Origin of the sequence: Sediminibacillus dalangtanensis (genome assembly GCF_017792025.1) — a bacterium.
Lineage (GTDB): Bacteria > Bacillota > Bacilli > Bacillales > Amphibacillaceae > Sediminibacillus > Sediminibacillus dalangtanensis.
This window is the reverse complement of the sequence record NZ_CP046956.1, coordinates 3,213,201-3,235,124: the sequence shown is the minus strand read 5'-3', so window position 1 is coordinate 3,235,124 and position 21,924 is coordinate 3,213,201. Positions and strand designations below refer to the sequence as shown.

20 protein-coding genes are annotated in these 21,924 nt (G+C 43.7%); 11 read left to right on the top strand and 9 right to left on the bottom strand.

The window, feature by feature from the left end; genetic code table 11:
• Positions 1-4: 4 nt before the first annotated feature.
• Together ERJ70_RS15995 and ERJ70_RS15990 are read right to left on the bottom strand one after the other, a co-directional pair.
• Positions 5-898: a carbohydrate ABC transporter permease gene (locus ERJ70_RS15995; RefSeq protein WP_309507472.1), complete on the bottom strand. Its 894-nt coding sequence runs from the start codon at positions 896-898 to the stop codon at positions 5-7.
• Between the two features lie 234 nt (positions 899-1,132).
• Positions 1,133-2,416, bottom strand: coding sequence for an ABC transporter substrate-binding protein (locus ERJ70_RS15990; RefSeq protein ID WP_209365779.1), 1,284 nt, complete (start codon positions 2,414-2,416; stop codon positions 1,133-1,135).
• A gap of 229 nt (positions 2,417-2,645) precedes the next feature.
• Here ERJ70_RS15990 and ERJ70_RS15985 point away from each other — a divergent pair, with 229 nt between their 5' ends.
• From ERJ70_RS15985 to ERJ70_RS15955, 7 genes are all read left to right on the top strand, one after another.
• Positions 2,646-4,280 carry an ATP-binding protein gene (locus ERJ70_RS15985; RefSeq protein WP_209365778.1) on the top strand — a complete coding sequence of 545 codons (1,635 nt, stop codon included), beginning with the start codon at positions 2,646-2,648 and terminating at the stop codon, positions 4,278-4,280.
• Between the two features lie 3 nt (positions 4,281-4,283).
• Entirely contained in the window at positions 4,284-4,958 is a 675-nt protein-coding gene (locus ERJ70_RS15980) for a response regulator (protein ID WP_209365777.1), read from the top strand.
• Between the two features lie 153 nt (positions 4,959-5,111).
• Complete coding sequence (locus ERJ70_RS15975; RefSeq protein ID WP_209365776.1) at positions 5,112-6,095, top strand: tripartite tricarboxylate transporter substrate binding protein; 984 nt, start codon at positions 5,112-5,114, stop codon at positions 6,093-6,095.
• Between the two features lie 88 nt (positions 6,096-6,183).
• Positions 6,184-6,636, top strand: coding sequence for a tripartite tricarboxylate transporter TctB family protein (locus tag ERJ70_RS15970; RefSeq protein WP_245208032.1), 453 nt, complete (start codon positions 6,184-6,186; stop codon positions 6,634-6,636).
• Positions 6,637-6,651: 15 nt separating this feature from the next.
• Positions 6,652-8,169 (top strand): tripartite tricarboxylate transporter permease, encoded by a 1,518-nt coding sequence (locus ERJ70_RS15965; protein ID WP_209365775.1) that lies wholly within the window; start codon positions 6,652-6,654, stop codon positions 8,167-8,169.
• 40 nt (positions 8,170-8,209) lie between these two features.
• Positions 8,210-9,703, top strand: coding sequence for an FAD-dependent tricarballylate dehydrogenase TcuA (tcuA, locus tag ERJ70_RS15960; protein WP_209365774.1), 1,494 nt, complete (start codon positions 8,210-8,212; stop codon positions 9,701-9,703).
• 79 nt (positions 9,704-9,782) lie between these two features.
• Entirely contained in the window at positions 9,783-11,162 is a 1,380-nt protein-coding gene (locus tag ERJ70_RS15955; RefSeq protein WP_209365773.1) for an SLC13 family permease, read from the top strand.
• Between the two features lie 138 nt (positions 11,163-11,300).
• Here the strand turns inward: ERJ70_RS15955 and ERJ70_RS15950 are convergent, their stop codons facing one another.
• Both ERJ70_RS15950 and ERJ70_RS15945 read right to left on the bottom strand, forming a co-directional pair.
• A complete protein-coding gene (locus ERJ70_RS15950; protein ID WP_209365772.1) occupies positions 11,301-13,085 on the bottom strand; it encodes a glycoside hydrolase family 3 protein in 1,785 nt (594 codons plus the stop codon).
• Positions 13,086-13,107: 22 nt separating this feature from the next.
• Positions 13,108-13,842 carry an endonuclease/exonuclease/phosphatase family protein gene (locus tag ERJ70_RS15945; RefSeq protein WP_209365771.1) on the bottom strand — a complete coding sequence of 245 codons (735 nt, stop codon included), beginning with the start codon at positions 13,840-13,842 and terminating at the stop codon, positions 13,108-13,110.
• 501 nt (positions 13,843-14,343) lie between these two features.
• On the opposite strand from ERJ70_RS15945, the gene ERJ70_RS15940 reads away from it, so the two are divergent.
• From ERJ70_RS15940 to ERJ70_RS15925, 4 genes are all read left to right on the top strand, one after another.
• A complete protein-coding gene (locus ERJ70_RS15940) occupies positions 14,344-16,023 on the top strand; it encodes a M3 family oligoendopeptidase (RefSeq protein WP_309507084.1) in 1,680 nt (559 codons plus the stop codon).
• Positions 16,024-16,236: 213 nt separating this feature from the next.
• On the top strand, positions 16,237-16,794 hold the full coding sequence (locus ERJ70_RS15935) for a cupin domain-containing protein (RefSeq protein ID WP_209365769.1): 558 nt from the start codon (positions 16,237-16,239) through the stop codon (positions 16,792-16,794).
• A 347-nt stretch (positions 16,795-17,141) separates the two neighbouring features.
• Positions 17,142-17,444, top strand: a complete 303-nt coding sequence (locus ERJ70_RS15930; RefSeq protein ID WP_209365768.1) for a putative quinol monooxygenase — start codon at positions 17,142-17,144, stop codon at positions 17,442-17,444.
• Complete coding sequence (locus ERJ70_RS15925; protein WP_245208031.1) at positions 17,445-17,822, top strand: VOC family protein; 378 nt, start codon at positions 17,445-17,447, stop codon at positions 17,820-17,822.
• A 68-nt stretch (positions 17,823-17,890) separates the two neighbouring features.
• Here the strand turns inward: ERJ70_RS15925 and lipA are convergent, their stop codons facing one another.
• From lipA to ERJ70_RS15900, 5 genes are all read right to left on the bottom strand, one after another.
• Complete coding sequence (lipA, locus tag ERJ70_RS15920) at positions 17,891-18,835, bottom strand: lipoyl synthase (protein ID WP_209365767.1); 945 nt, start codon at positions 18,833-18,835, stop codon at positions 17,891-17,893.
• Positions 18,836-18,850: 15 nt separating this feature from the next.
• Positions 18,851-19,666 carry an octanoyltransferase LipM gene (lipM, locus tag ERJ70_RS15915; RefSeq protein ID WP_508493368.1) on the bottom strand — a complete coding sequence of 272 codons (816 nt, stop codon included), beginning with the start codon at positions 19,664-19,666 and terminating at the stop codon, positions 18,851-18,853.
• A gap of 197 nt (positions 19,667-19,863) precedes the next feature.
• On the bottom strand, positions 19,864-20,565 hold the full coding sequence (locus tag ERJ70_RS15910) for an ABC transporter ATP-binding protein (RefSeq protein ID WP_209365766.1): 702 nt from the start codon (positions 20,563-20,565) through the stop codon (positions 19,864-19,866).
• Positions 20,562-20,942, bottom strand: coding sequence for a GntR family transcriptional regulator (locus ERJ70_RS15905; RefSeq protein WP_209365765.1), 381 nt, complete (start codon positions 20,940-20,942; stop codon positions 20,562-20,564). The genes ERJ70_RS15910 and ERJ70_RS15905 overlap by 4 nt, the downstream gene beginning before the upstream one ends.
• 3 nt (positions 20,943-20,945) lie before the next feature.
• Positions 20,946-21,734, bottom strand: coding sequence for a hypothetical protein (locus ERJ70_RS15900; protein ID WP_209365764.1), 789 nt, complete (start codon positions 21,732-21,734; stop codon positions 20,946-20,948).
• Between the last annotated feature and the right edge of the window lie 190 nt (positions 21,735-21,924).

Below are 21,924 nucleotides of genomic sequence, written 5' to 3'. Positions count from 1 at the left end.
TTGCTCACTTTTGATCCCCGCTTTCATAGTAAACCCACTTCTTACTCAATTTGAAATGAAGGAAGGTCAGAATCATGACAATGATAAATAGCACCCAGGCCATTGCTGACGCATATCCCATATTGAAAATTTCAAATGCGTTGTTCCACATATGAAGATTGTAGAATAACAAGGAATTGGAAGGACCGCCTTCGCCGCTGTCGGTCATGACATAAGCTTCCTGGAAAATTTGAAAGGCACCGATTGTCGATGTCACCATATCGAAGAAAATGATCGGTGTAATCATGGGTAGTGTAATATGGAAAAACTTGCGGATTGATCCGGCTCCATCCAATTCTGCGGCCTCATACATCGCTTTTGGCACGCCTTGCATGACTGCCAGATAAAGCAGCATGCCGCCGCCAACACTCCACATTTTCATCATGACGAGCGCTGGTTTGGTCCATTCCGGTTCAAACAACCAGGCAGGTCCATCAATGCCAAACCAGGCAAGGACTGTATTGACCAGACCTGTAGATGGGCTGAGTAGCTGCATCCACAAAAAGTAGACGGCGACTCCAGATAAAACAGCGGGTAAATAATAAATCGTACGAAAAATTTTAATGCCCTTCATTTTTTGGTTAAGCAGCATGGCAACAATGACAGCGCCGGCCGTGGTCAATGGAACAGAGAATACCACAAAATAGACGGTATTATACAGGGAGGTCCAAAATAATGGATCCATGGTAAACATCCGCTTGTAATTGTCGAAGCCGGTAAAATTCATCTGGGAGGTAACATTATAATCGGTGAAACTGGTTACTAATGAGAACAGCAGGGGGCCAAGAGTAAGCCCGAGAAAACCGATAATCCAGGGAGCAATAAAGATATAGCCCCAAATATTTTCTTTCAGCGACAATTTGCTGATCTTCGGTTTTCTTCCCGAGATATTGCGGCTCTTGCTTTTATGTACCGATTTTTGCTGTGTAGTACTGATTGCAACATTATGCTCTTTTATTCCACTCAACTTTCTCGCCTCCATACCTGTGAAGTGATGAATCATATGCCATTCTTGATGAAATCTCCGGGAAGGAGCTATTACAGAAAGATGAACGGAAAAGCGGTGCCGCTGCCGCTTTTCCTAATGTTCAAGCTATTGCTCGGAATTTTCTACATCTTTTTGTGCTTGATCGAGTGCTTCCTCAACGGAAATTTTTCCATTGAGCGCATCGTCGATAAGCGGATTGACCAGATTTTCGTATTCCGGATACTCTGGTGGAGTAATCGACAAGTACGTGTATTCCAGGCTTTCCATCGATTTTTGGAAAATCTCGGCCCCTTTGCCATCCAGGTTCTCCGTGATTTGTTTTGTAGCTTCTTTATTGGCAATGTTGTCGAAGTTATTTTCACCCCAGTAGGTTTGTGCTTCGACATCCGTTAAGTATTTAATGAATTTCATGGAAGCTTCCGGGTTTTTGGCGCCTTTCGGTATTTCCATGACAAATCCTCCGCCAGTACTCCATGGTTTTGTATCTTCGTTATAAGCAGGCATCGTCGCTACCCCGTAATCCAGGTCGCCGCCGAACTCCTCTAGTTGCTTATAGAACGTACCGATTTCTGCCCACATCGCAACCTTTCCGGATATAAACGGATCCTGCTGTTCATTGCCGAATTCCGCTTTCATATTTTGGACGGCCTCAGAACCAAGTTCCTGTTTCCAATCGTACATCCATTGGATGGCTTCTTTTTTAGCAGGGGTGTTGATGGTCGGTTCTCCGCCTTCCATCAAGCCTTTTCCGTCGTCGGCATTAATCATCCAATCATGGGTGGTGAAGTTTCCCCAGTTCGGGTAATAACCGACTTGTTCGTATCCGCCGTCAGCATTTTTGACGGTGAGTTTGTCGGAGTATTCTTTGAGTTCTTCCCAAGTGCGGGGTGGTTTTTCCGGATCAAGTCCTGCTTCACGAAAAGCATCCTTGTTATAAAAAAGCATTCTAGTATCAGTAGTGAAAGGCAGGGCATATGCTTTGTCCTTGTATGTCACGGCATCCCATAGATGCGGATAGAAACTGTCTTTTAAATCGTCATCGACCCATTTACTCATATCCTCTACCTGGTTGTTAGAGGCTCTGATTTTTACCGTTCTGATATCATTGACAATAACATCAGGCGGATCCCCTGCAGCAATCGCTGCCAGGTTTTTCGTCCAAATATCTCCCCACGGTACATATGTATGTTTGACTACTATTTCATCCTGGGAATTGTTGAAGTCCTCAATCAGTTTTTCGATCATCGGGCGCCTTGTCTCCGATCCCCAAAATGTCCAAAAATCAAGCTCTACTTTTCCTTCTGCGTTTGTATTGTCAGCGCTTCCGGAGCTGCAGGCAGACAGCACAGCCAGCAAGCCGGCACAAACAATCAACAGCCACTTTTTCATCTGTTGTCCTCTCCCTTTTTTGTTTCGATATAGTAGAAGTGTTTCTTATATAGAACGCTTCTCGAAGTTACTTAGAAGTTCCCCTTCTTCTTCTTCTTCAAACTACTTCTTCAAAGAAAAAGCACAGTTTATGTAAAATAGTGCCGAAGTCTTGGTGAGAATAGGAGAGAATTATGATTTAATAGGGGAAACAAAGTTATCCTACTAAAAGTAAAAACAGGGGGTATCCATGAGAAACCGATTGCAAGTCTCACTCCATATCAAAATTCTGGGTTTGGTAGGAACCCTTCTATTACTTGTCATTAGTCTGATTACCTTTATGGTAGGCTATATGGAATCCCGGGAAGATGTAGCCAATGCGGAAAGCTTGGCTTTGCAAACGGCTAAAACGATTTCGTACATGCCTGGTGTTCAGGATGCCTTCCGCTCTGGAGCTACTTTGGAAGAAATGAAGCAGTTGACAGAACAAATCAGAGAAGAGGCCGGTGCATCGATTATTACTATAATGGATCGTACAGGACGGGTTATAGGGACGGCAAAGGATGAAACAGTTGCTATCGAGGAAAATGTAACCGCTTCCGAAAAAGATTTATATCAGGCGATTGTTTTCGGGAGCAGTTACGTTTTTGAAACAGGAAATGAAGAAGGCGAGGTCTTAAAGGGAGTTGCACCGGTTACAATCGATTACGACGATTATAAAAAGGTTGAGGGCGTTGTCACGGTGGATTTTCCAATGAAAGCGATCCACAACGAGATTTTGTCCGATATTTCTAAAATTGTACTTGCTGCCGGATTGGTTTTTCTGCTGGGTATTGCCGGAAGCTTTCTGTTGGCCAAAAGCATCCGTAAAGATACATTGGGATTGGAGCCGTTTGAGATTTCGGCTTTATATAGAGAGCGGGAAGCCGTCTTGCAGTCTGTCAAAGAAGGCATTGTTGCGATAGATCATCAAGGAGTAATTACAACGATGAATGTGGCTGCGAAAGATTTGCTGGATATTCGAAGAGAAGAGGTAATTGAAAAGAACATCATGGATGTTATCCCTTCTCAGGAATTAATCAAGAGGATCCAGTCACTGAAAAAAACGATCAATAAGGAACTGGAATACAAGGATAAAATCATCATTGTTAATACAAGACCATTAATGGAGAATGGACGAAAGACGGGAACTGTTGCAAGCTTCCGAGATAAAACTGAGATAAAAAAGATGGTGGATGCTCTTTCAGAGGTCAGGCAGTATTCCGAGGATCTCCGTGCCCAGGCACATGAATTTACAGGTAAGCTACATGCTATTCTAGGATTTATCCAACTGGGTAAAAGGCAGGAAGCGATTGAATTGATTCAGAATGAGGCGAATTTACAGGAACAGGTCTCAGAAATGTTTTTTTCACAGATTCGCGATGAAAAAGTACAGGCTATATTATTGGGTAAATTTGCAAAGGCATCCGAAAAAAAGATTAGCTTTAAAGTAGAAGAGGGAAGTTCACTAGCCCCTCTGCCAGAGCATATTCCATTATCACCGTTGATTGTGATATTGGGAAATCTTATCAACAATGCATTTGATGCAGTGAGGGAGTGTGATTCTCCAGAGGTTTCATTCTTTGTCACTGATTTAGGAAATGATATTATATTTGAAATAGCTGACAACGGAACTGGATTGGACAAAGGGGCTGAACACCAAATATTTGATCGAGGTTATTCAAGAAAGGGCACAAACAGGGGGGATGGTCTGGCAAATGTGAAAGAGGAGGTTTATTCACAAAATGGAGCGATTGAAGTAAATAGCAGTCCTGGTATGGGTACAGTATTTACGGTGGTTATTCCGAAGCTAATTCATGAAAATAACAAGAGGGTAGGGGGATGAAGGATGTTACAGGTGATCATTGCGGAGGATGATTTTCGGGTAGCACAAATCCATGAAGCATTTCTGGAAAAAGTACCGGGCATGAAACTGGTCGGTAAAGCTGTTAATGCCAAGGAAACGTTGCAACTACTCAGTGAGTATGCTGTCGACTTGATTCTACTGGATGTTTACATGCCAGATCAGTTAGGAACAGACTTACTTCATCGTATACGGGAAAGCTATCCGATGATAGACATCATGATGATTACGGCTGCAACAGACAAAGCATATTTGGAAAAATCGTTAAGCTATGGGGTACAGGATTATTTGATCAAACCGGTAACAATGGAACAATTTCAACAATCGATGCAAAAATATAAAAAGAAAAAAGAAATAATCCAATCGACAAAGGAAGTCGATGAAGAACTACTGCAGGAAGTGTTTGGTTCCAAAAACGAGCAAAAAAGTACGGCCACCCTCCCAACCGGCATCGATTATCGTACGCTGGAAAAGGTAAAAGAAATACTTTCCATCGAACAAAACGGGATCACTTCCGAGCAGGCAGCTGAAAAGATTGGTGCTTCACGGACAACTGCAAGAAGGTATTTGGAATATTTAGTGGGCAAAAATGAAGCAGTTGTTGAACAAATGTATGGAATTGTCGGACGTCCCGAGCGACGGTATTCTACCACAAAATAAAAAAGAGTTAGCAGGGAAGCACTTTTTTCGCATTTTGTGCATTTAATGCACAAAATGTTTTTTAATTTGTTAAAAAACAATATTTTGAAAACGTTTACATAAAGAGGGTGTATTAGTAGGATACAGATAAATCAAGTATTAGGAGGGAGTTACATGAAAAAATTTATCAAGGTTCTTCTTACTATGTCCGTAATTTTTATAACAGCAGCATGTTCGGGGAATGCTTCCGGAAATGATGGATATCCCAATAAAAACATAGAGATGGTCGCTCCTGCTTCGCCGGGTGGAGGTTGGGATTTGACTGCCCGTTCGCTGGAGAAGGTGCTGTCGGAACAGGACTTGGTCGATAAAAATATCAATGTCGTCAACAAGCCGGGCGGTGGGGGTGAAGTCGGCTGGAAGTACTTAAAGTCGAAAGACTCCCACTCACTCGCTGTCAATTCCAGTCTTGTGCTTACCAATAATTTACTGGAACAAAGTGAATTAACATATGAAGAATTCACACCAATTGCCACGCTTGCGACCGAATGGCAGGCACTTGCTGTTCCTGCAGATTCTCCTTATAAAACAGCGTCCGAATTTCTAGAGGCTACAAAAGAGGATCCGAGTTCCGTGAAAATAGGAGTAGGCCCTGGACTAGGGAATGATGACCACTTATCACTTGTACAAGCAGCGAGTGAATTCGGGATCAATCCAGCGGAGCTTAATTTCCTTGTCTACGAGGGGGGAGGAGATGTCGTAACCGCATTGCTTGGAGGCCATGTTGATGCAGTGACAACCTCACTGTCAGAAGTGAAGGATCAACATATAGCTGGAAAGCTTAAAATATTGGCTGTTTCTTCGGATGAACCGCTTGAAGACATTGAGGATGTGCCGACTTGGCAGGATGAAGGCGTGGATATGGTCTTCCCACACTGGAGAGGGGTAATGGGACCACCTGATATGACAGAGGACGAGATTGCCTATTGGGATGCAAAACTGGGAGAAATGGTCCAAACAGAACAATGGCAGCAGGTCCTCGAAAATAATGATTGGGAGGATTTTTACAAAAATAGCGAGGAAACAAAAGCATTTTTACAGGAACAGCATGACTTGTATCAACGCTTAGTAAATGATTCTGGTTTGCTTGATAACTAATGGGCAGAAGGAAGTGATAGAGAAGATATAAAAGGTAGCCTGTCATTTCGATAGACAGGCTTCTTATAGAAGAAGGGAGGCGATAGTGATGATGAAAGGGATCAAACTGGGGGTGCCAATATTTCTGATTGTGTTCAGCGGTTTGTTCTTCATCAGCTCGCTACAGCTGCCAAAAGCAAATCTCGGAAATCCGAATGCTCCCTTGTATTTTCCTGCTGGTATCAGCATTTTGATGCTGCTATTAAGCGTGGTGTATTTGTTTCAAGAGTTAAAGCATGCAGCAAAAGACAATAAAGAAATCCGTCAGTTGTTTTCCGGCAGGACACCGAAATTGATTGCGGCAACGATTGGTTTAGGTGGCTGCTATGCCCTTGTTTTTGATCAAATTGGATTTTTACTGTCTACTGCATTCTTCTTAGGCGGTTTATTATTTTTCATAAACGGTCGGAAAAAGTGGTTGATTAACTGCATTGTCGCTGTCAGTTTTTCCTTTTTGACATGGTATGCATTTAGTCAGCTGCTGGGTGTGAGCTTACCTTAGGGAGGTGATTGCAGCATGGATGTTAACAGCTTTATGGAAGGTTTTTCGATAGCGATCCAACCGATTAATATTGTCTGGATCATCATAGGAGGTTTCCTCGGTACCATTGTCGGTATGCTTCCCGGACTCGGACCTGCAACAGCCGTGGCAGTATTGATTCCGATGACGTTTGGCATGAATCCTGTTAGTGCCATCATTTTAATGGCGGCCATTTATTACGGAGCGATGTATGGTGGATCGCGTAGTTCGATTCTATTGAATACGCCTGGTGATGGCTCGGCTATTGCCGCTACGTTTGACGGCTATCCAATGGCCAGGAAGGGCATGGCTGGTCAGGCTCTGGCGATTTCCGCGATTGCATCCTTTATTGGTGGTTTGATCGCAGTAGTGGGTTTCATTTTTCTCGCGGAGCCGTTGGCCTCTTTTGCGTTGGAATTCGGGCCGGCTGAGTATTTTTTATTGATGCTGCTTACCTTATCAGCAATTGTTTCGTTATCGATCGGGAAAATGGTGAAAGGTTTTTTAGCGATGACGATAGGACTGGCACTTAGCACGGTGGGAATCGATACACAGACGGGGATATACCGATTTACGCTCGGTTCTTCCCATTTAAGTGAAGGAATCGACTTTCTCATCGTAATAATCGGTGTCTATGCGATTGGGGAAGTCCTTTATAATCTACTATCGATAGATGAGCAACGGCAGGAAAAGAAAAAGGTAGGCAAGGTTTGGTTTTCAAAAGAGCAATGGCGCCGGGCGAAATGGCCAATTTTGCGGAGCGGTCCACTGGGCTTCATCATCGGTGTCCTGCCAGGTGCTGGAGGTTCCATTGCCTCGATGATCAGTTATACCACCGAAAGGCAGCTCTCGAAAAGGTCTTCCGAATTTGGTAATGGTGCAGTTGAAGGACTAGCAGCTCCTGAATCAGCGAATAATTCGGCTTCTGTCGGTGCAATGATACCTCTCCTTACGATGGGGATTCCGGGTTCAGGGACGACTGCCGTCATGCTCGGTGCCTTGATCATGCTGGGATTAAGGCCTGGCCCGTTATTATTTGATCAGCAGCCGGAAACAGCCTGGGCGTTAATCAACAGTATGTTTATCGGGAACATTGCGCTTGTCATCATTAATATTTTGCTTGTCGGGGTGCTTGTAAAAGTTCTCGATACCCCGCCAAAAGTGCTTTATCCGATGATTGTGGTCCTTGCCTTTATCGGAACGTACACGTTAAGCTATACGACGTTTGATTTTTTCTTTTTGCTATTATTCGGTGTAATAGGGCTATTCATGAAAGTGCTCGATTTTCCGATTGCTCCATTGGTCTTGGCGTTGATCGTAGGCTCTGATATGGAGCAAAATTTCCGGATGGCTCTCTCATCATCTAATGGAAGCTTTGGCATCTTCTTTTCTTCCGGTGTCAGCATTGCGTTGATTGCCTTGACAATGCTTTCATTGCTATATCCGTTGGCTGTTCACTGGATGAAAAGAAAAGGACAAAGCAGGCCGGAAAATCAGATGTATAAATCTTCCTAGCTTGACGGGGAAAATATTTTGTTATCGAAGGAGGAGCGAGATGAAAAGCTATGATGTAGTGGTTGTAGGTGCGGGAAATGCCGCTCTTTGTGCTGCTATCTCTGCCAGAGAATCTGGAGCAGAAGTGCTGGTGCTGGAACGCGCGCCTAAACATAAACGCGGAGGTAATTCGTATTTCACAGACGGTGCGATTCGTTTTGCTTACAATGATGTGAATGATATCCGAAAAATTATACCTGAATTAACCGATGAACAAGCGGAAAAAATTGTGATGCCTAAGTATGGAACCGAGGATTATTACCAGGATTTAATGAGGGTGACAGGGGGAAAAAGCAGTCCGGAATTGGCGGAACAGCTGGTTAAGCTTTCATACCAGACTATCCGCTGGGCGAAGCAGCAAGGAGTCGAATTTGAACTGAATTATAGTAACCAGTCATTTGAAAAAGACGGAAAGTATCAATTTTGGGGCGGACTGCCGGTCAAAACAAAAAATATCGGGATGGGGTTAATGGCTGCTTTATTTTCCCGGGCGGAACAGATAGGGATAGATATTTTCTATGAAGCCCGTGCCACCGATTTAAAGATGGAGAATCGGCGCATTTCCTCTGTTATTGTAAAGAAACCGGAACAAACCCTGGAGATAGAAGCGACGGCTGTTGTATTAGCGTGCGGCAGCTTTGAAGCTAATAAGGAAATGCGTAAAAAGTATATCGGGGAGGAATGGGAAGCAGCTATTGTCCGGGGAACTGAATTTAACACAGGGGATGGTTTAGCGATGGCTTTGGCAGCAGGGGCCCGGCCGTTCGGTGAGTGGTCTGGCTGCCATGCCATCGGTACCGATTACCAGGCTCCTAAAGTAGGAGATTTTACTAAGCCTGGGGACATCTTTAAAAAGCATTCCTATCCACTCAGTATCATGGTTAATCAAGATGGATACCGGTTTGTTGATGAGGGAGCAGACTTCCGTAACTATACATACGCCAAGTATGGGAAGGAAATTCTCAAGCAGCCGGAACATGTTGCCTATCAGATTTATGACCAGCAAGTAAGGCCGATGCTTCGAAAAGAATATAATTTGGATGAGGCCACTTATTACCAGGCGGATACACTTGAAGAATTGGTCGATCAGCTTCCGGTGAACAAGCAACAGTTTTTACAAACAATTGAGGAATACAATTGTTCCGTGATGGAAGGGAACTATAACCCGACCATTAAGGACAATAAAGGAACGCAGGGAATCAATCCTCCGAAGTCTAATTGGGCTTTGCCGATTGAAAAGAGACCGTTCTATGCATTCCCTGTTACCTGCGGTATAACCTTTTCATTTGGAGGCCTTAAGGTCAGTCCGCACGCTGAAGTATTAGATGAAAACGAACAGCCGATTCCTGGTTTGTTTGCTGCAGGCGAAATGGTTGGCGGTATCTTCTATGGCAATTATCCTGGGGGTTCAGGGCTGATGTCGGGAGCGGTTTTTGGTAGAATATCCGGAAATACAGCAGCGAACTATATCCAAGCGGCAGGAACGGTTCAATAGTCCATTTATGCAGGAAAGCCACCATCCCGGTGGCTTTTGCTTTTGCATAACGATGAACGAAGGGATGGGGGCGGACGCTATGAACAATAGGACTCTCTTACTTATATCATTGATTCTCTACCTTGTTTTTTTCCTCCCGCTTATTGACTGGAATATCAAAACCCAGGCGATCGCAGCTTTAATCATTATCCAAATGATGTGGATTGGCAGAGTATTTCCGTTAGCACACAGCTCCTTGTTATTTATGTTACTACTGTCATTTCATTTTTTTACTTATGAAGAGACGCTCGCTTATTTCAGTTCGGAGGTAGTCTGGCTACTATTTGCCACTTTCATCATTTCCCGTGCTTTTATCGAAACAGGGCTTGCCAGTCGGATTTCTCTTACTGTTTTAAAAGTATCGGGTGGTTCAGGACGGGCTTTGCTCCTGATTTCTTTCTTGCTAATGCTCGTGCTAGCGATCCTTATTCCTTCGAATGTCGGCAAAGGAAATCTGGTAGCCTCTGTACTGGATCGGCTATTAAAAAATGTAAGGAAAATCAACAAGATTGAGAACCTCGGGAAGGCGTTGTTCATCGGTATCAGCTACCTTACAGCTATTTCCGGAGCACTGGTAGCCACAGGAGCAAGCTCCACCATATATACGTTTGAATTGTTCACTTCAGTCCATGCTGACCTAAACTACATAACCTGGATCTTGTATTTTGTTCCGCCTGTTCTTCTCTTTACCACTCTGCTATGGGTGCTTTTTATCTTTAAGCTTCCACCGGAAAAGATTGATCGGAAAAAGATGGTGAAATTGATTGAAGAGGGGCTTGATGAGTTAGGCTTGTTAAGCCTGGCTGAAAAGAAAGTAATGTTTATCATGGGACTTACCTTGCTGTTGTGGATAACACAATCCTTACACGGATTCTCTATTCCGCTAGTCGGATTGTTGGGAGCGGTTCTTACGGTGACACCTTGGATCGGCGTCTGGAAATGGGACCAAGCAAAGGATTCGGTTAATTGGGATATGATGCTGTTCTTTGCAAGCACGCTTATGGTTTCCGGCATGTTGATCAAAACAGGAACGATTGCTTCGATTGCTGATTCTTTCATATCATTGATTTCCTTTCAATCTCCGTTTTTGGTGATCTTATTGCTAATTGTATGTACAGCCATACTGAGAATCATTTTTGTCAATATCTTAGGGTTTTTAACCATCATGATTCCGTTGGCGATAGAGATTGGGGAGACCCTTGGAGGTTATCCGCCGTTTTTAACTGCAATGGTCGTGTTTTTGGTTGGGATTCCTGGTTTTTTCCTGATCACCCAATCGCCAGTTCACTTAATAAGTCATTCGTTCGGTTACTTTTCAGAAAGGGAACTTTTGAGCATCGGACTGCCGTCTTTTAGTCTATGGGTGTTGACTATTTTGGGAGCAGTAATAATTTATTGGCCTTATGTTTTGAATTACTAGTAAACAGCTTAGGAACAAAGAACCCTTGAACCATTAAGGGTATTGATATGCAGAGGAATTAGCAATTCGAAGAGGAAGGTAATTATATAAAAAGGGCTGCCCCTAAGTATGTTCGACTAATGGGACAGCCCTAACTGCTTAATAGCTCAAAAAGTGACCATACTCATACAACTCCGGAATCGTGACCGGCAGTTTTCCCTGCGGATTAACTTCCCCGCTAATTACACGGGCAAGCGCTTCAACCGAAACATCCTGATTGCCGTAAGTGGCAAGATAGCCATCCACCTCAGGGAAAGCCATCAAGTCGTATGGATTTCGGATGGCAGAAGCAATCACAGGCTTTCCGGTACCCATCAGTGCTTCCACCAGTCGCTGTTGGGCTGCATTGGTGTTGGCCGTATAAGTAGTGGCGATGACCGTGTCGGCTGCTGCTGCCTGTTCGCTTGCTTCCGTGATCTGTGCCTGTGTCGGACTAGTGTTTGTCGCATATGCGGTTACATCAAACCCCTTAGACTGCAGTTGTTCTGCCAAATATTCCGGCTCTGCTGCTGATGGGCCCGTGATGAAGACGCTTTGATCTTGGGAAAGCGGTAGTACATTCTCATCATTTTTTACTAGTGTGATACTCTTATCGGCGATTTCATCAGCTTTTGCCAAGTTTGACTCGGTACCGATGTTGGCAATGGCATCCTCGTCCGTGAATGGATCACCGAATAAGCCTTTTTCCATCTTCGCTTTTAAAATGCGATAAACCGATTCATCGACACGTTGTTCGCTGATTTCACCGCTTTTAACTGCTTCCAGCATGGCATTGTATGCCAGTTCTACATCAGGCGGATTCAACAGGATATCGTTCCCTGCTTTAAATGCTTCTACCGGGACTTCTTCCGGTTCTAATACATTAGCACCCGACATACCAAGGCTATCGGTGACGATCAGACCGTCAAATCCCATTTGTTCCCGCAAAAGATCGGTCAGTATCGGCTTCGACAGCGTAGCGGGCAACCCGGAATCATCCAGCGCAGGGACAACGATGTGAGCTGTCATTATGGCATCAATCCCAGCATCGATTCCGGCCTGGAACGGTTTTAAGTCCACCTCCTGTAAGGTTTCCAGGTCATGATTTATGATTGGAAGTCCGTAATGGGAATCGACATCCGTGTCGCCATGGCCCGGAAAGTGCTTGGCGGTCGGAATGACGTTTTCCGCTTCATAAGCTTGCGATTGTGCCACGCCCAATTCGGAAACAAGGTCAGGATTTTCTGCAAAGGACCGGACACCGATTACCGGGTTTGCTGGGTTGACGTTGACATCAAACACTGGAGCGAAGTTCATATTGACTCCAAGGCTTTTTAGTTCTGTACCGATAATCGAGGCAGAGTCTGCTGCCAGGTCAGCGGAACGGGTGGCTCCCAAGGCCATATTGCCAGGGAACACGGTCCCGGGACTGGTCAGGCGCTGAACGATGCCGCCTTCCTGATCGGTAGAAATAAATAACGGAATCGGCATGCGCTGATCCATCGCAATTTCCTGCAGGCCATTAGACAAGGCGTTTACCTGTTCCAAATCAGCCGGGGTGCCGATATTATCGGTCCAGTTAAAATAAATCACTCCGCCGATATGGTACTTTTCGATGGCTTCTTCAAAGTTCTTTGCTCCGCGGTTGTTGTTGAGATTTGTTTGCTCATAATCCGGGTCTGTCGGAGTTTGTCCATACATATGGATGATGAAAAGCTGCCCAATTTTTTCTTCCAAAGTCATATGCTTCATCTTGCTGACGATCCAGCCGTGTTTGGCTTTATCACCATCTCCCCATCCGGGTTTAGAAGGGTCGTCCCATCCTTTCGCGAAGCTCGCTAAAGGGAACGCCAACAGTAACGTAAGCAACAGTGACAATGCAGCAATCAATCGTTGTTTTTGCAATAGGCCCACTCCTTATTTAAATTTAGTTTCCTCTTCTCAACAGTAAATCACTGACAACTGGTAAATGGTCGGATGCGTCTGTTTGAATCACTTCCGTATGGAGCAAGTCAACATTTTGCGAAGCAAGGATAAAATCAATTCGTTTTTGCGGGGAAACGGCAGGATATGTGTTCCCATCACCGGCTCCGTTCCAGGCGTCTTGAAATCTGTCCAAGAGCGGCTGCAATTCGGAAGCATCCGGTCCGGCATTCATATCCCCGGCTAAGACAGAGCTGCCTGTTTCCGGAATGATGCGCAGCATATCTTCCACCTGCATTTCCCTGACAAAGGGATCGGCACGATAATCCAGATGGGTCACAAAAAACGAAAAGTGCGCCCCTTTTGCGTTGATCCGGACATCTGCGAACCCGGGAGCCAAAGCAGGTTCAGGATTGGTATCCTGTGTCGAAAGCCTGGTGATCTCGCGATTTGTTGCGGATGTAATGGGATACTTACTTAGGACGGCGACGCCGAATTGCCGTCTGGGTTCGTCTTCGGTGAGGGGATCTTGGTCGTAAATAGGGGCAAAAAAGGAATACATGTTCAATGAATCTGCAAGCTCTGTTAACTGATCATCAAAATTACTACGGGCAGCCCAGTGCACATCGACTTCCTGCAGGCCGATCACATCGGCGTCTGCAGCTTGGAGTGTATTGGCGATGCGGTCAAGGTCATAGCTGCCATCACTGCCGATACCGGTATGCATGTTATAGGTCATGACGCGGACCGGTACTTGTCTTGCTTCATCACTTGCGTTGGCTTCGACAACGGCACCGGTGGTGGAAAACAGGAGGAAAAAAATAGTCGCCAGTAAGAGAAAAGCATACTACTTCATTCAACCGCCTCCAAACATAGTGATAGCTTAATAGCATGCAAGTCTGACTAAGCCGATCTTGCGGAAAGCAGTTCTAGGATGGAAAGAACAAACAGAATGACTGTACGTAATAAACTCCGCCTCCTTTCCTGGTGAATATTCCATACCTTCTTAGCGTAACCGCTCCCTTTATAGTTGTCTATACCAAAATAGAACCAATATTCTGATAATAAAACGGTTGGTCATAAGACTATTTACCTGTTTGCTCCTTTAAAATATACGAAATACAACCTAATTAAAAAGCGGTTCTCCTCTAAATGAATATTATTACGTTTTAAAGTAATTATTTTTACTTTTTGTTGTTTTATCCTGTACAATAGTAGTAACTGACGAGGAGGGATATTTATGAGTGAAAATGTAAGGGAAGACCAGTTCGATATGGGAAAGTACGAACAAGCATTCAAGGAATTGTTGTTTCAATTTGAAAAAGCTTCCACCCCACAACAACAATGTGATTGGTTTATCAAGCTTAACGATCATCGATTTGTTTTTGAAACAGCTCTTAACAATGCAAGAATCAAATATTTTCAGGATATGGAAAACGTGTCCTCGAGGAAGGAATACACTTGGTTTAGTCACAAGGAGGTCTGTTATGAAAAATTGACTGCTAGTTACTACCAAAGTTTAATAGATGCTACTTTTCGTAATTATCTTGAAGACCGATGGGGAAAACAGCTTTTTCGCCTTGCTGAATTAAAACAAGATATTTTTTCCAAAAAGATTGAGGAAGATTTGCAAAAAGAAAAACAGCTTATCATAAACTATCAGTCTCTTATTGGGAAAGCAGGCATCTCCTTCAAGAATCAAAGTATGAATTTTTCAGAACTGGCTCCTTTTCTCAATTCCCCAGATCGACTGACTAGAAAGAACGCCCATCATGCGAAGTCTCAGTTTTTTAGTGAAATAGAAAATGATTTAGATGAAATACTTAATGAACTGGTCAAAACAAGAAACGATATGGCAACCAAGTTAGGTTATCATTCCTTTATAGAATTAGGATATAAAAGAATGAATCGAACGGCACATACTCCAACAGATTTAGCAACTTATCGAAATCAGGTAAGAAAAAACGGTGTCCCCTTTGTTGAGCAGCTTCGTCAAGCACAAAGAAACAGGATTGATGTTGGAAAAATAAAATACTATGATGAAGGTTACTTGTCTCCTGAACCGGCTCCTGTTCCCAATGAATCCACTGAAACAATCTTGGAAAAATTTCATAAAATGTTTTCCGAAATATCTCCTGAAACAGAAGCGTTTTTCGAGGAGATTTCTTTTCATCATTCCTATGATATAGAAGGGCGCCCAGCTAAAATGAGTGGGAACTTCGCTTCTTATTTAGGTCAAACGAAACAACCATTTCTCTTCTTGAATTTAAACGGAACTGCTAATGATATACGAGTTCTGGCACACGAAACAGGTCATGCTTTTCAGTTTTTTATGGCAAGGCATTGGAATATCCCTGAATATATTATCCCTTACGATTCGGCTGAACTGTTTTCATTTGGAATGGAGCTGCTTGTATGGCCTTGGATGGACCGATTCTTTGGCAAAGATACAAAGCGGTACCAACTTGAACATTTAATTGGAGGATTTATGTACATGCCCCTGGCAAGCGCCGTAGATGAGTTCGAGCATTACTTATATAGTAATACTTCAGCCACTATTGAGGATAGAAAAGATAAATGGAGAGAATTAGAAAGGGAATATCTTCCGGAACGTGATTACGATGGCAATGACTTTTTAGAAAAGGGAACAAGCTTTTACGAAATCGGTCATTTGTTCACTACGCCATTTTATTTTATGGATTATGATTTGGCGCATTTTTTGGCAGTTCAGCTATGGAAAAGACAGCAGGAGAATTCTGAGGTTGCCTGGAAAGACTATTTGAATATGTGCCGAAACGGAGGTAAGTTACCCCTTAAGGAACTGATCAATCAAGCGAATATTAAATCTCCATTCGATGAAAACAGTCTGCAACCACTTTTGAATTATGTTCAGCACTGGATTCGCAAAGCCTGTGAATAATTTTGCGTTGACCAAAAAACAAGAGTGCAGAGGTAATTTCTAGTTTCGATTCAAAGTTGGATGTTGTAGGAGAGGATTTTGCGAATGAGCAGGCAACACCGCTCGGGTTCTTATATGAATACAAGCGGTGTTTTAGTAATTAAAGAAATTTCAACGTACATTTTCGCCATAACTGAATAGGATGATTCTATAATTGGGAGGGAGTGGATATATATGTACTACGATCCTTATAGATACCCATATTATTATTATCCTTATTATGGGCAAGCACCGTACTATTACGATGAAGGAGGAGCATTCCAGGAAAGAGAACAAAATCACCAATATCATTCTTTCCGTTCTCCTCATCAAGGGGGTCATTCATTAAAAGATCAGGGGCGCAAACCTTATGTGGTGAACATTAACGAGGCATCCAAGTCAAACAACACATTCCGCACTGCTTTGTGGACGGGAGAACATTTACAAGTTACATTGATGAGTCTCCGCCCTGGCGAGGATATCGGATTGGAGAGACATCCAGACGTTGATCAATTTTTACGGATAGAACAAGGCCAAGGAGTTGTCCAAATGGGACGACGGAAGGATAACTTGCGTTTTGTAAGAAACGTTTTCGATGATTCAGCAATCATGATACCTGCTGGCACATGGCATAATTTAACGAACACGGGCAATAATCCTTTAAAGCTTTATTCCATTTATGCACCTCCTAATCATCCATTCGGTACTGTGCATAGGACAAAGGCAGAGGCCATGGCAGCAGAAGAACACTAGGTAAGGCATCGTATTACTGTTGACGGATAACCCCCTTGGTGACAAAAGCAAAAATTTAGAAAAACGATAGCAACAGCTTAAGAAAAAAACAGAATGAAATATATTCATTTGCACCTTCTCTGTTGGTTGTTCCATTGTGCAATCTACCGAATGCTCCTGTTTAGCATTCGGTTTTTTTCGGCAGATTCATGCTTATCCAAATTACCACTTTTTGATTACATAGCAAAATGGATATCGAAAGAATAGAAGGAATATCGCTCATGGAGTGGAACTTATCATATTATCAAGGATCGGTTATCCGCAACTGGAGAAGGATGTTGATAAAAAGATAATGGAGGAGGAAGGAAATGGGCAAATTTGGCTTATATGGTAAATTCACTGTAAAAGATGGAGAGCGTGACAATTTAGTAGAAATTTTGTTAGACGCTGCAAAAGAAATGGAAGAGCTTGAAGAGTGCGAAATCTATCTAGTGAACACATCCGATGAGGAACCCAATGCTGTGTTCGTATATGAGGTATGGAGCAAGGAAAGCGCACATCGCGCGTCGCTGTCCTTGGAAGCTACACAAACATTAATCAAAAGGGCCAAACCGATCATAACAGACATGGAAAGAATAAGTAGCTTAAGACCAAGAGGAGGGAAGCACTGAGTGGTGAACAGCTTCATTAAAAACCAAATCAACACCATTTTTGTGCATGTAAGTGATTTAGAGAAATCGGTTAATTGGTACAGCAAATTGCTAAACCAGGAAGCAGATATATCAAATGTCTCTCGACCTGTACACAATCTTATCATGGATCAAGACATCGGTCTCACTCTGGACGCAGGTCCTGCAGGAGAAACAAAGAATATCATTCCTTCGCCGTATCCGTTATTCAATTTTCATACAGACGAGATCGAGCAATCCTATCAATACCTGCAAACTTCAGGTTACAAAATAGAGTCGGACATCGTGGAATTTGAGGACTTTGCTTTTTTTACCATAAGCGATCCGGATGGGAATATTATCATGATTTGCAACGGCTAGTTTTAAATTGGTTTTATAACATCGGTCAAAAACAACCGCTCAGATTTCCCTCTGAGCGGTTGTTTTTACTAAAACTTCACATGATCAAGCGTCTCACCCTGTGATTCGTAGCCCTTCATGTATTTGATCCGACGCTGTGCGGAAGTTTCATTGACTTGCTCGTCAGCGTGATAAGAGGAGCGTACCATCGGACCTGCTTCGCAATGCTTGAACCCTTTTTCCAGCGCGATTTGCTTCAACTCTTCAAATTCATCCGGATGGTAATATCGCTCGACGTTCAAATGCTTTTTGGTCGGCTGGAGGTACTGGCCGATTGTCATGATATCGACTTTATGGGCTAGCAGGTCGTCCATCGCCTCCATGATTTCTTCTTTTGTCTCTCCCAGGCCGACCATGATGCTCGATTTTGTCGGTGTGTCAGGGGCTATTTCCTTGACGCGTTCCAGCAGCTGCAAGGAGCGGTCGTACATCGCGATTGCCCGGACACGTTTCGTGAGCCGGCGGACTGTTTCGATATTATGGTTGAAGATGTCCGGTCCGCTGTCCATTAAGGTATGGAGGCTTTCGTAATCTCCTTTCATGTCGGAAGGGAGGACTTCGACTGTGCAGCTAGGGACTCTTCTTCTAATAGCACGGACTGTTTCCGCAAATACCGCAGCGCCTCCGTCGTTTAAATCATCTCTTGCGACAGCCGTAACTACCGCATGCTTGAGCCCCATAATTTCCACCGATTCTGCGACGCGTTCCGGCTCTCCCCAATCCAGTTCATTCGGTAGTCCTGTTTTCACTGCACAAAATCGGCAGCCGCGTGTGCAGGTGTCGCCTAAAATCATGAAAGTGGCAGTCGCCCGCTCGCTCCAACATTCGTGAATATTCGGACACTTCGCTTCTTCGCATACTGTATGCAGATTCTTTTCGCGCATCAACCGCTTTAGTCTGTTATAAGACTTGTTCGTGTTGATTTTCACTTTGAGCCATTCCGGTTTCCGTATGTGTTCATATTGCTTCGGCATTTTTACACCACTCCTTCATCTGGAAAAATTCCATTCTTCGCTTTTATACTTGGATTCCAGTGCATGTACTTCGGACAGTTGTTCTTCCGTAAGCGTGAACGGTTCGAGTTGGATCTCAAGGCCGCGTTCAAATCCGGTTTTAAAAGCTTGTTTGGCTTCTTCAAAACGGATGGGATGCTTTGAGACTTCGTTAATGGCGACTGCTTTATCGCCAAATGTTCTTTTTGCCCGTTCCTTTACCCGTTCGTTCGGATAGACGAATAAATCAAACAGCTTCTCTTTATCCACATTCAAGGGAATGGAGCCATGCTGCAAAATCACGCCTTTTTTTCTGGTTTGGGCGCTTCCAGCCGCCTTTTTACCGGCGACAATCAATTCATACCATGACGGTTCTTCAAAGCAGACTGCTGAATCGGTCGTTTGCAGCTTTTCCTCCGGCACAGCGAATTCTGCTTCGATTCCAAGTTCTTTAAAGCCTTCCAGCAAACCGCGGGAAATCACTAAATAGGCTTCTTTTACCGAAGCCGGCATCGCTTCATGGTCCTCTGAAACAAGGACGCTGTATGTAAGTTCCTGATCGTGGAGCACCGCTCTCCCTCCGGTCTGTCTGCGGACGAGCTCGATACCATGCTGACGGGCTCCATCCACATCGATTTTGCCATTGACCTTCTGAAAATAGCCTACAGAAATTCCTGCTGGTTTCCATCCATAAAAACGGAGGATTGGTGGTATTATCCCTTGGCTATGCCAATTCAGGAGTGCCTCGTCCAATGCCATATTAAAGGAGGGCGTGCAGTAGCCTGAATCGACGAAATACCATGTTTCTTTCAACGTGCTTCCCTTCTTTGCGATGTATTTTTATACAATGCAATTTTAACAAGTGAATGCAAGATGTCAAAAAATTGACTCTATTGGCAAGGTTAGGTATATTGGCTTACTTAAGCGAAGAAAAGGGGGATGATGGCTTAGACAGAAAGAGGAGAAAAAATAAAAGGAGTTTCCGGACTGGGCGGAAACTCCTGGCATTTTTAATGGATTTCACGGTCATAGATGGAAGTCATCCATTCAACAATGCCCTGGTTTTCTTCGATGCGAAGTTGTTCTACATTATGATGGCCAATAATATGGCCGTCCCGTATGGCGATTACTTCATCGAGTATCGTTTCAATTTCCTTGATTTCATGAGTGGTAATGAGTACGATTTGGTGTTCTAAGTCAATAAACGAAATGAGCCCTTTGACGATGGAGTCACGTACCATCGGGTCCAATCCGGAAAGCGGTTCATCCATCAAAATGACAGGAACCTCCCTGGCCAGTGTCAGGACAATTTTTAGACGACCTCGGTTCCCCTTGGAAAGTTGTTTCAATTTGGCATCTGGGTCTAATTTCATGAAAGCGCGAATTTCTTCTGCCTTTTCCTTGTTGAAGTCGGCAAATTGTTCTGCAAAAAAATCGATCGTCTGGCCTACATTATAAAAGCTGTAGTAGTCATCGAGCTCAGATAGATAGGAAACCTGGCTGGCGATTCTGCGGTCGACAGGGTTTCCGTTCACTTTTACGGATCCCTTCGATGGACGGACGAGTCCGGCAATCAACTTCAATGTTGTGGATTTCCCGCTCCCGTTTTCTCCGACGAGACCGATTATTTTCCCTTTGGTCAGTTCTAGGGAGACATCCTGTAAAGCACTTTTTTTCATAAATCGTTTGTTGACATTCTCCAGTTCAATCATTCCGTATCCTCCTTATCCTCTGTCAAATAGCTTTGTAATCCTGCTTCGATTTCCTCGTTTTCATAACCCATTTCATGCATGCTGGCAACGAATTGCGATATCTCTTCCTGCTTCAGGCGCTCTCTCATGTCCTGAAGGATGCTTTGATTTTCGGTCACGAACGTTCCTTGTCCTCGTCTGGATTCCACGATCATCATTCCTTCCAGTTCACGATATGTCCTTTGTACAGTGTTCGGGTTTACGTTCACCTTCAACCCCATTTCACGGACTGAGGGGAGCTTGTCACCAGGCTTTAATTCGCCACGTAAAATTTGTTTGTTAATGCGTTCGGTCAGTTGGCTGTATATAGGCGTTGATGAATGAAAGGTATCGGCCATTTTTTACACCTCGACTTTTCTATCGAGCATCCAGCTTGCAGCAAAAAACAAGATGAGGACAATGATTGTTTCAAACAAGTAAGATCCGAGAAAAACATGGACCGTATCAAATTCGGTGAAAAACTCGATGCCGTTGGTATCAAAATTGCGGTTGAAAACAAAGCCATTCAGTTCTATTTCCCCCCAAGAAGTCAAACTTCGGTGAATTGCTGTTTCGGAAAACTTTCCCCAGAGGTAGGTAGAAACCCCGAAAAGGACAAAGGTGGAACAAAAACTGATGAAACCACCAAAGTAGCGATTAAACAACAGATAGATCATATAGAAAAACACAAAGTAAATCGAAAGGTCGATGGCAATCAGAACGACATGCAGGCCGCTGAAAAAGCCAATGTTTGTCAGGTTGAAATCGTTCTGCAAATGGGTGATGAATCCCGCTGACTGTGCAGAAATGATTAGGGTGACACCGGTAATGAGCAGAGTGGCCAGCATGGAAATCAAGCCTGCGCCTAGTTTTGCCAGAAGCATCGAATAACCTGGCAGTGGGTTGTGCAGCCAGAGGTGCAGTTTTTTCTTCTCTGCTTTTAAACTGAAATTCAAATAGTAAATAAGATAAAAAATTTGCATGGTGACCGCGGCAACCGAAACACCGGTTATTGCTTCCGCCGCTACGCCTGATCTTCCGCCGAAATAGGCGGCTGCTCCCACCGCTACGATGAAAATAATCACGGGGACGAGAAAAACAGGCATTCCCATCCGCAATTCCTTCTTTGTAAGACTTGCAAATGCATTCATACAGATTCCTCCTGTGTTCGTTGTATTATTGTATTAATTAAATAGTACACTAATACATAAAGACGGTCAATAGGTTTTTTCATGCTTTATTACTAGTCGATGTGGTTGATAAAAATGGAGTGGATCATTAATTGGTTGTTTTATATGAGATAAGTCTAGTACTGTGTTGTGGATGTACACTGCTTTTCAC

Coding starts and splice junctions, on each gene's coding strand:
- ERJ70_RS15990 (WP_209365779.1), bottom strand. CDS start 2,416: ATGAAAAAGTGGCTGTTGATTGTTTGTGCCGGCTTGCTGGCTGTGCTG.
- ERJ70_RS15985 (WP_209365778.1), top strand. CDS start 2,646: ATGAGAAACCGATTGCAAGTCTCACTCCATATCAAAATTCTGGGTTTG.
- ERJ70_RS15980 (WP_209365777.1), top strand. CDS start 4,284: ATGTTACAGGTGATCATTGCGGAGGATGATTTTCGGGTAGCACAAATC.
- ERJ70_RS15975 (WP_209365776.1), top strand. CDS start 5,112: ATGAAAAAATTTATCAAGGTTCTTCTTACTATGTCCGTAATTTTTATA.
- ERJ70_RS15970 (WP_245208032.1), top strand. CDS start 6,184: ATGATGAAAGGGATCAAACTGGGGGTGCCAATATTTCTGATTGTGTTC.
- ERJ70_RS15965 (WP_209365775.1), top strand. CDS start 6,652: ATGGATGTTAACAGCTTTATGGAAGGTTTTTCGATAGCGATCCAACCG.
- tcuA (WP_209365774.1), top strand. CDS start 8,210: ATGAAAAGCTATGATGTAGTGGTTGTAGGTGCGGGAAATGCCGCTCTT.
- ERJ70_RS15955 (WP_209365773.1), top strand. CDS start 9,783: ATGAACAATAGGACTCTCTTACTTATATCATTGATTCTCTACCTTGTT.
- ERJ70_RS15945 (WP_209365771.1), bottom strand. CDS start 13,842: ATGACCTATAACATGCATACCGGTATCGGCAGTGATGGCAGCTATGAC.
- ERJ70_RS15940 (WP_309507084.1), top strand. CDS start 14,344: ATGAGTGAAAATGTAAGGGAAGACCAGTTCGATATGGGAAAGTACGAA.
- ERJ70_RS15935 (WP_209365769.1), top strand. CDS start 16,237: ATGTACTACGATCCTTATAGATACCCATATTATTATTATCCTTATTAT.
- ERJ70_RS15930 (WP_209365768.1), top strand. CDS start 17,142: ATGGGCAAATTTGGCTTATATGGTAAATTCACTGTAAAAGATGGAGAG.
- lipA (WP_209365767.1), bottom strand. CDS start 18,835: ATGCCGAAGCAATATGAACACATACGGAAACCGGAATGGCTCAAAGTG.
- ERJ70_RS15910 (WP_209365766.1), bottom strand. CDS start 20,565: ATGATTGAACTGGAGAATGTCAACAAACGATTTATGAAAAAAAGTGCT.
- ERJ70_RS15905 (WP_209365765.1), bottom strand. CDS start 20,942: ATGGCCGATACCTTTCATTCATCAACGCCTATATACAGCCAACTGACC.
- ERJ70_RS15900 (WP_209365764.1), bottom strand. CDS start 21,734: ATGAATGCATTTGCAAGTCTTACAAAGAAGGAATTGCGGATGGGAATG.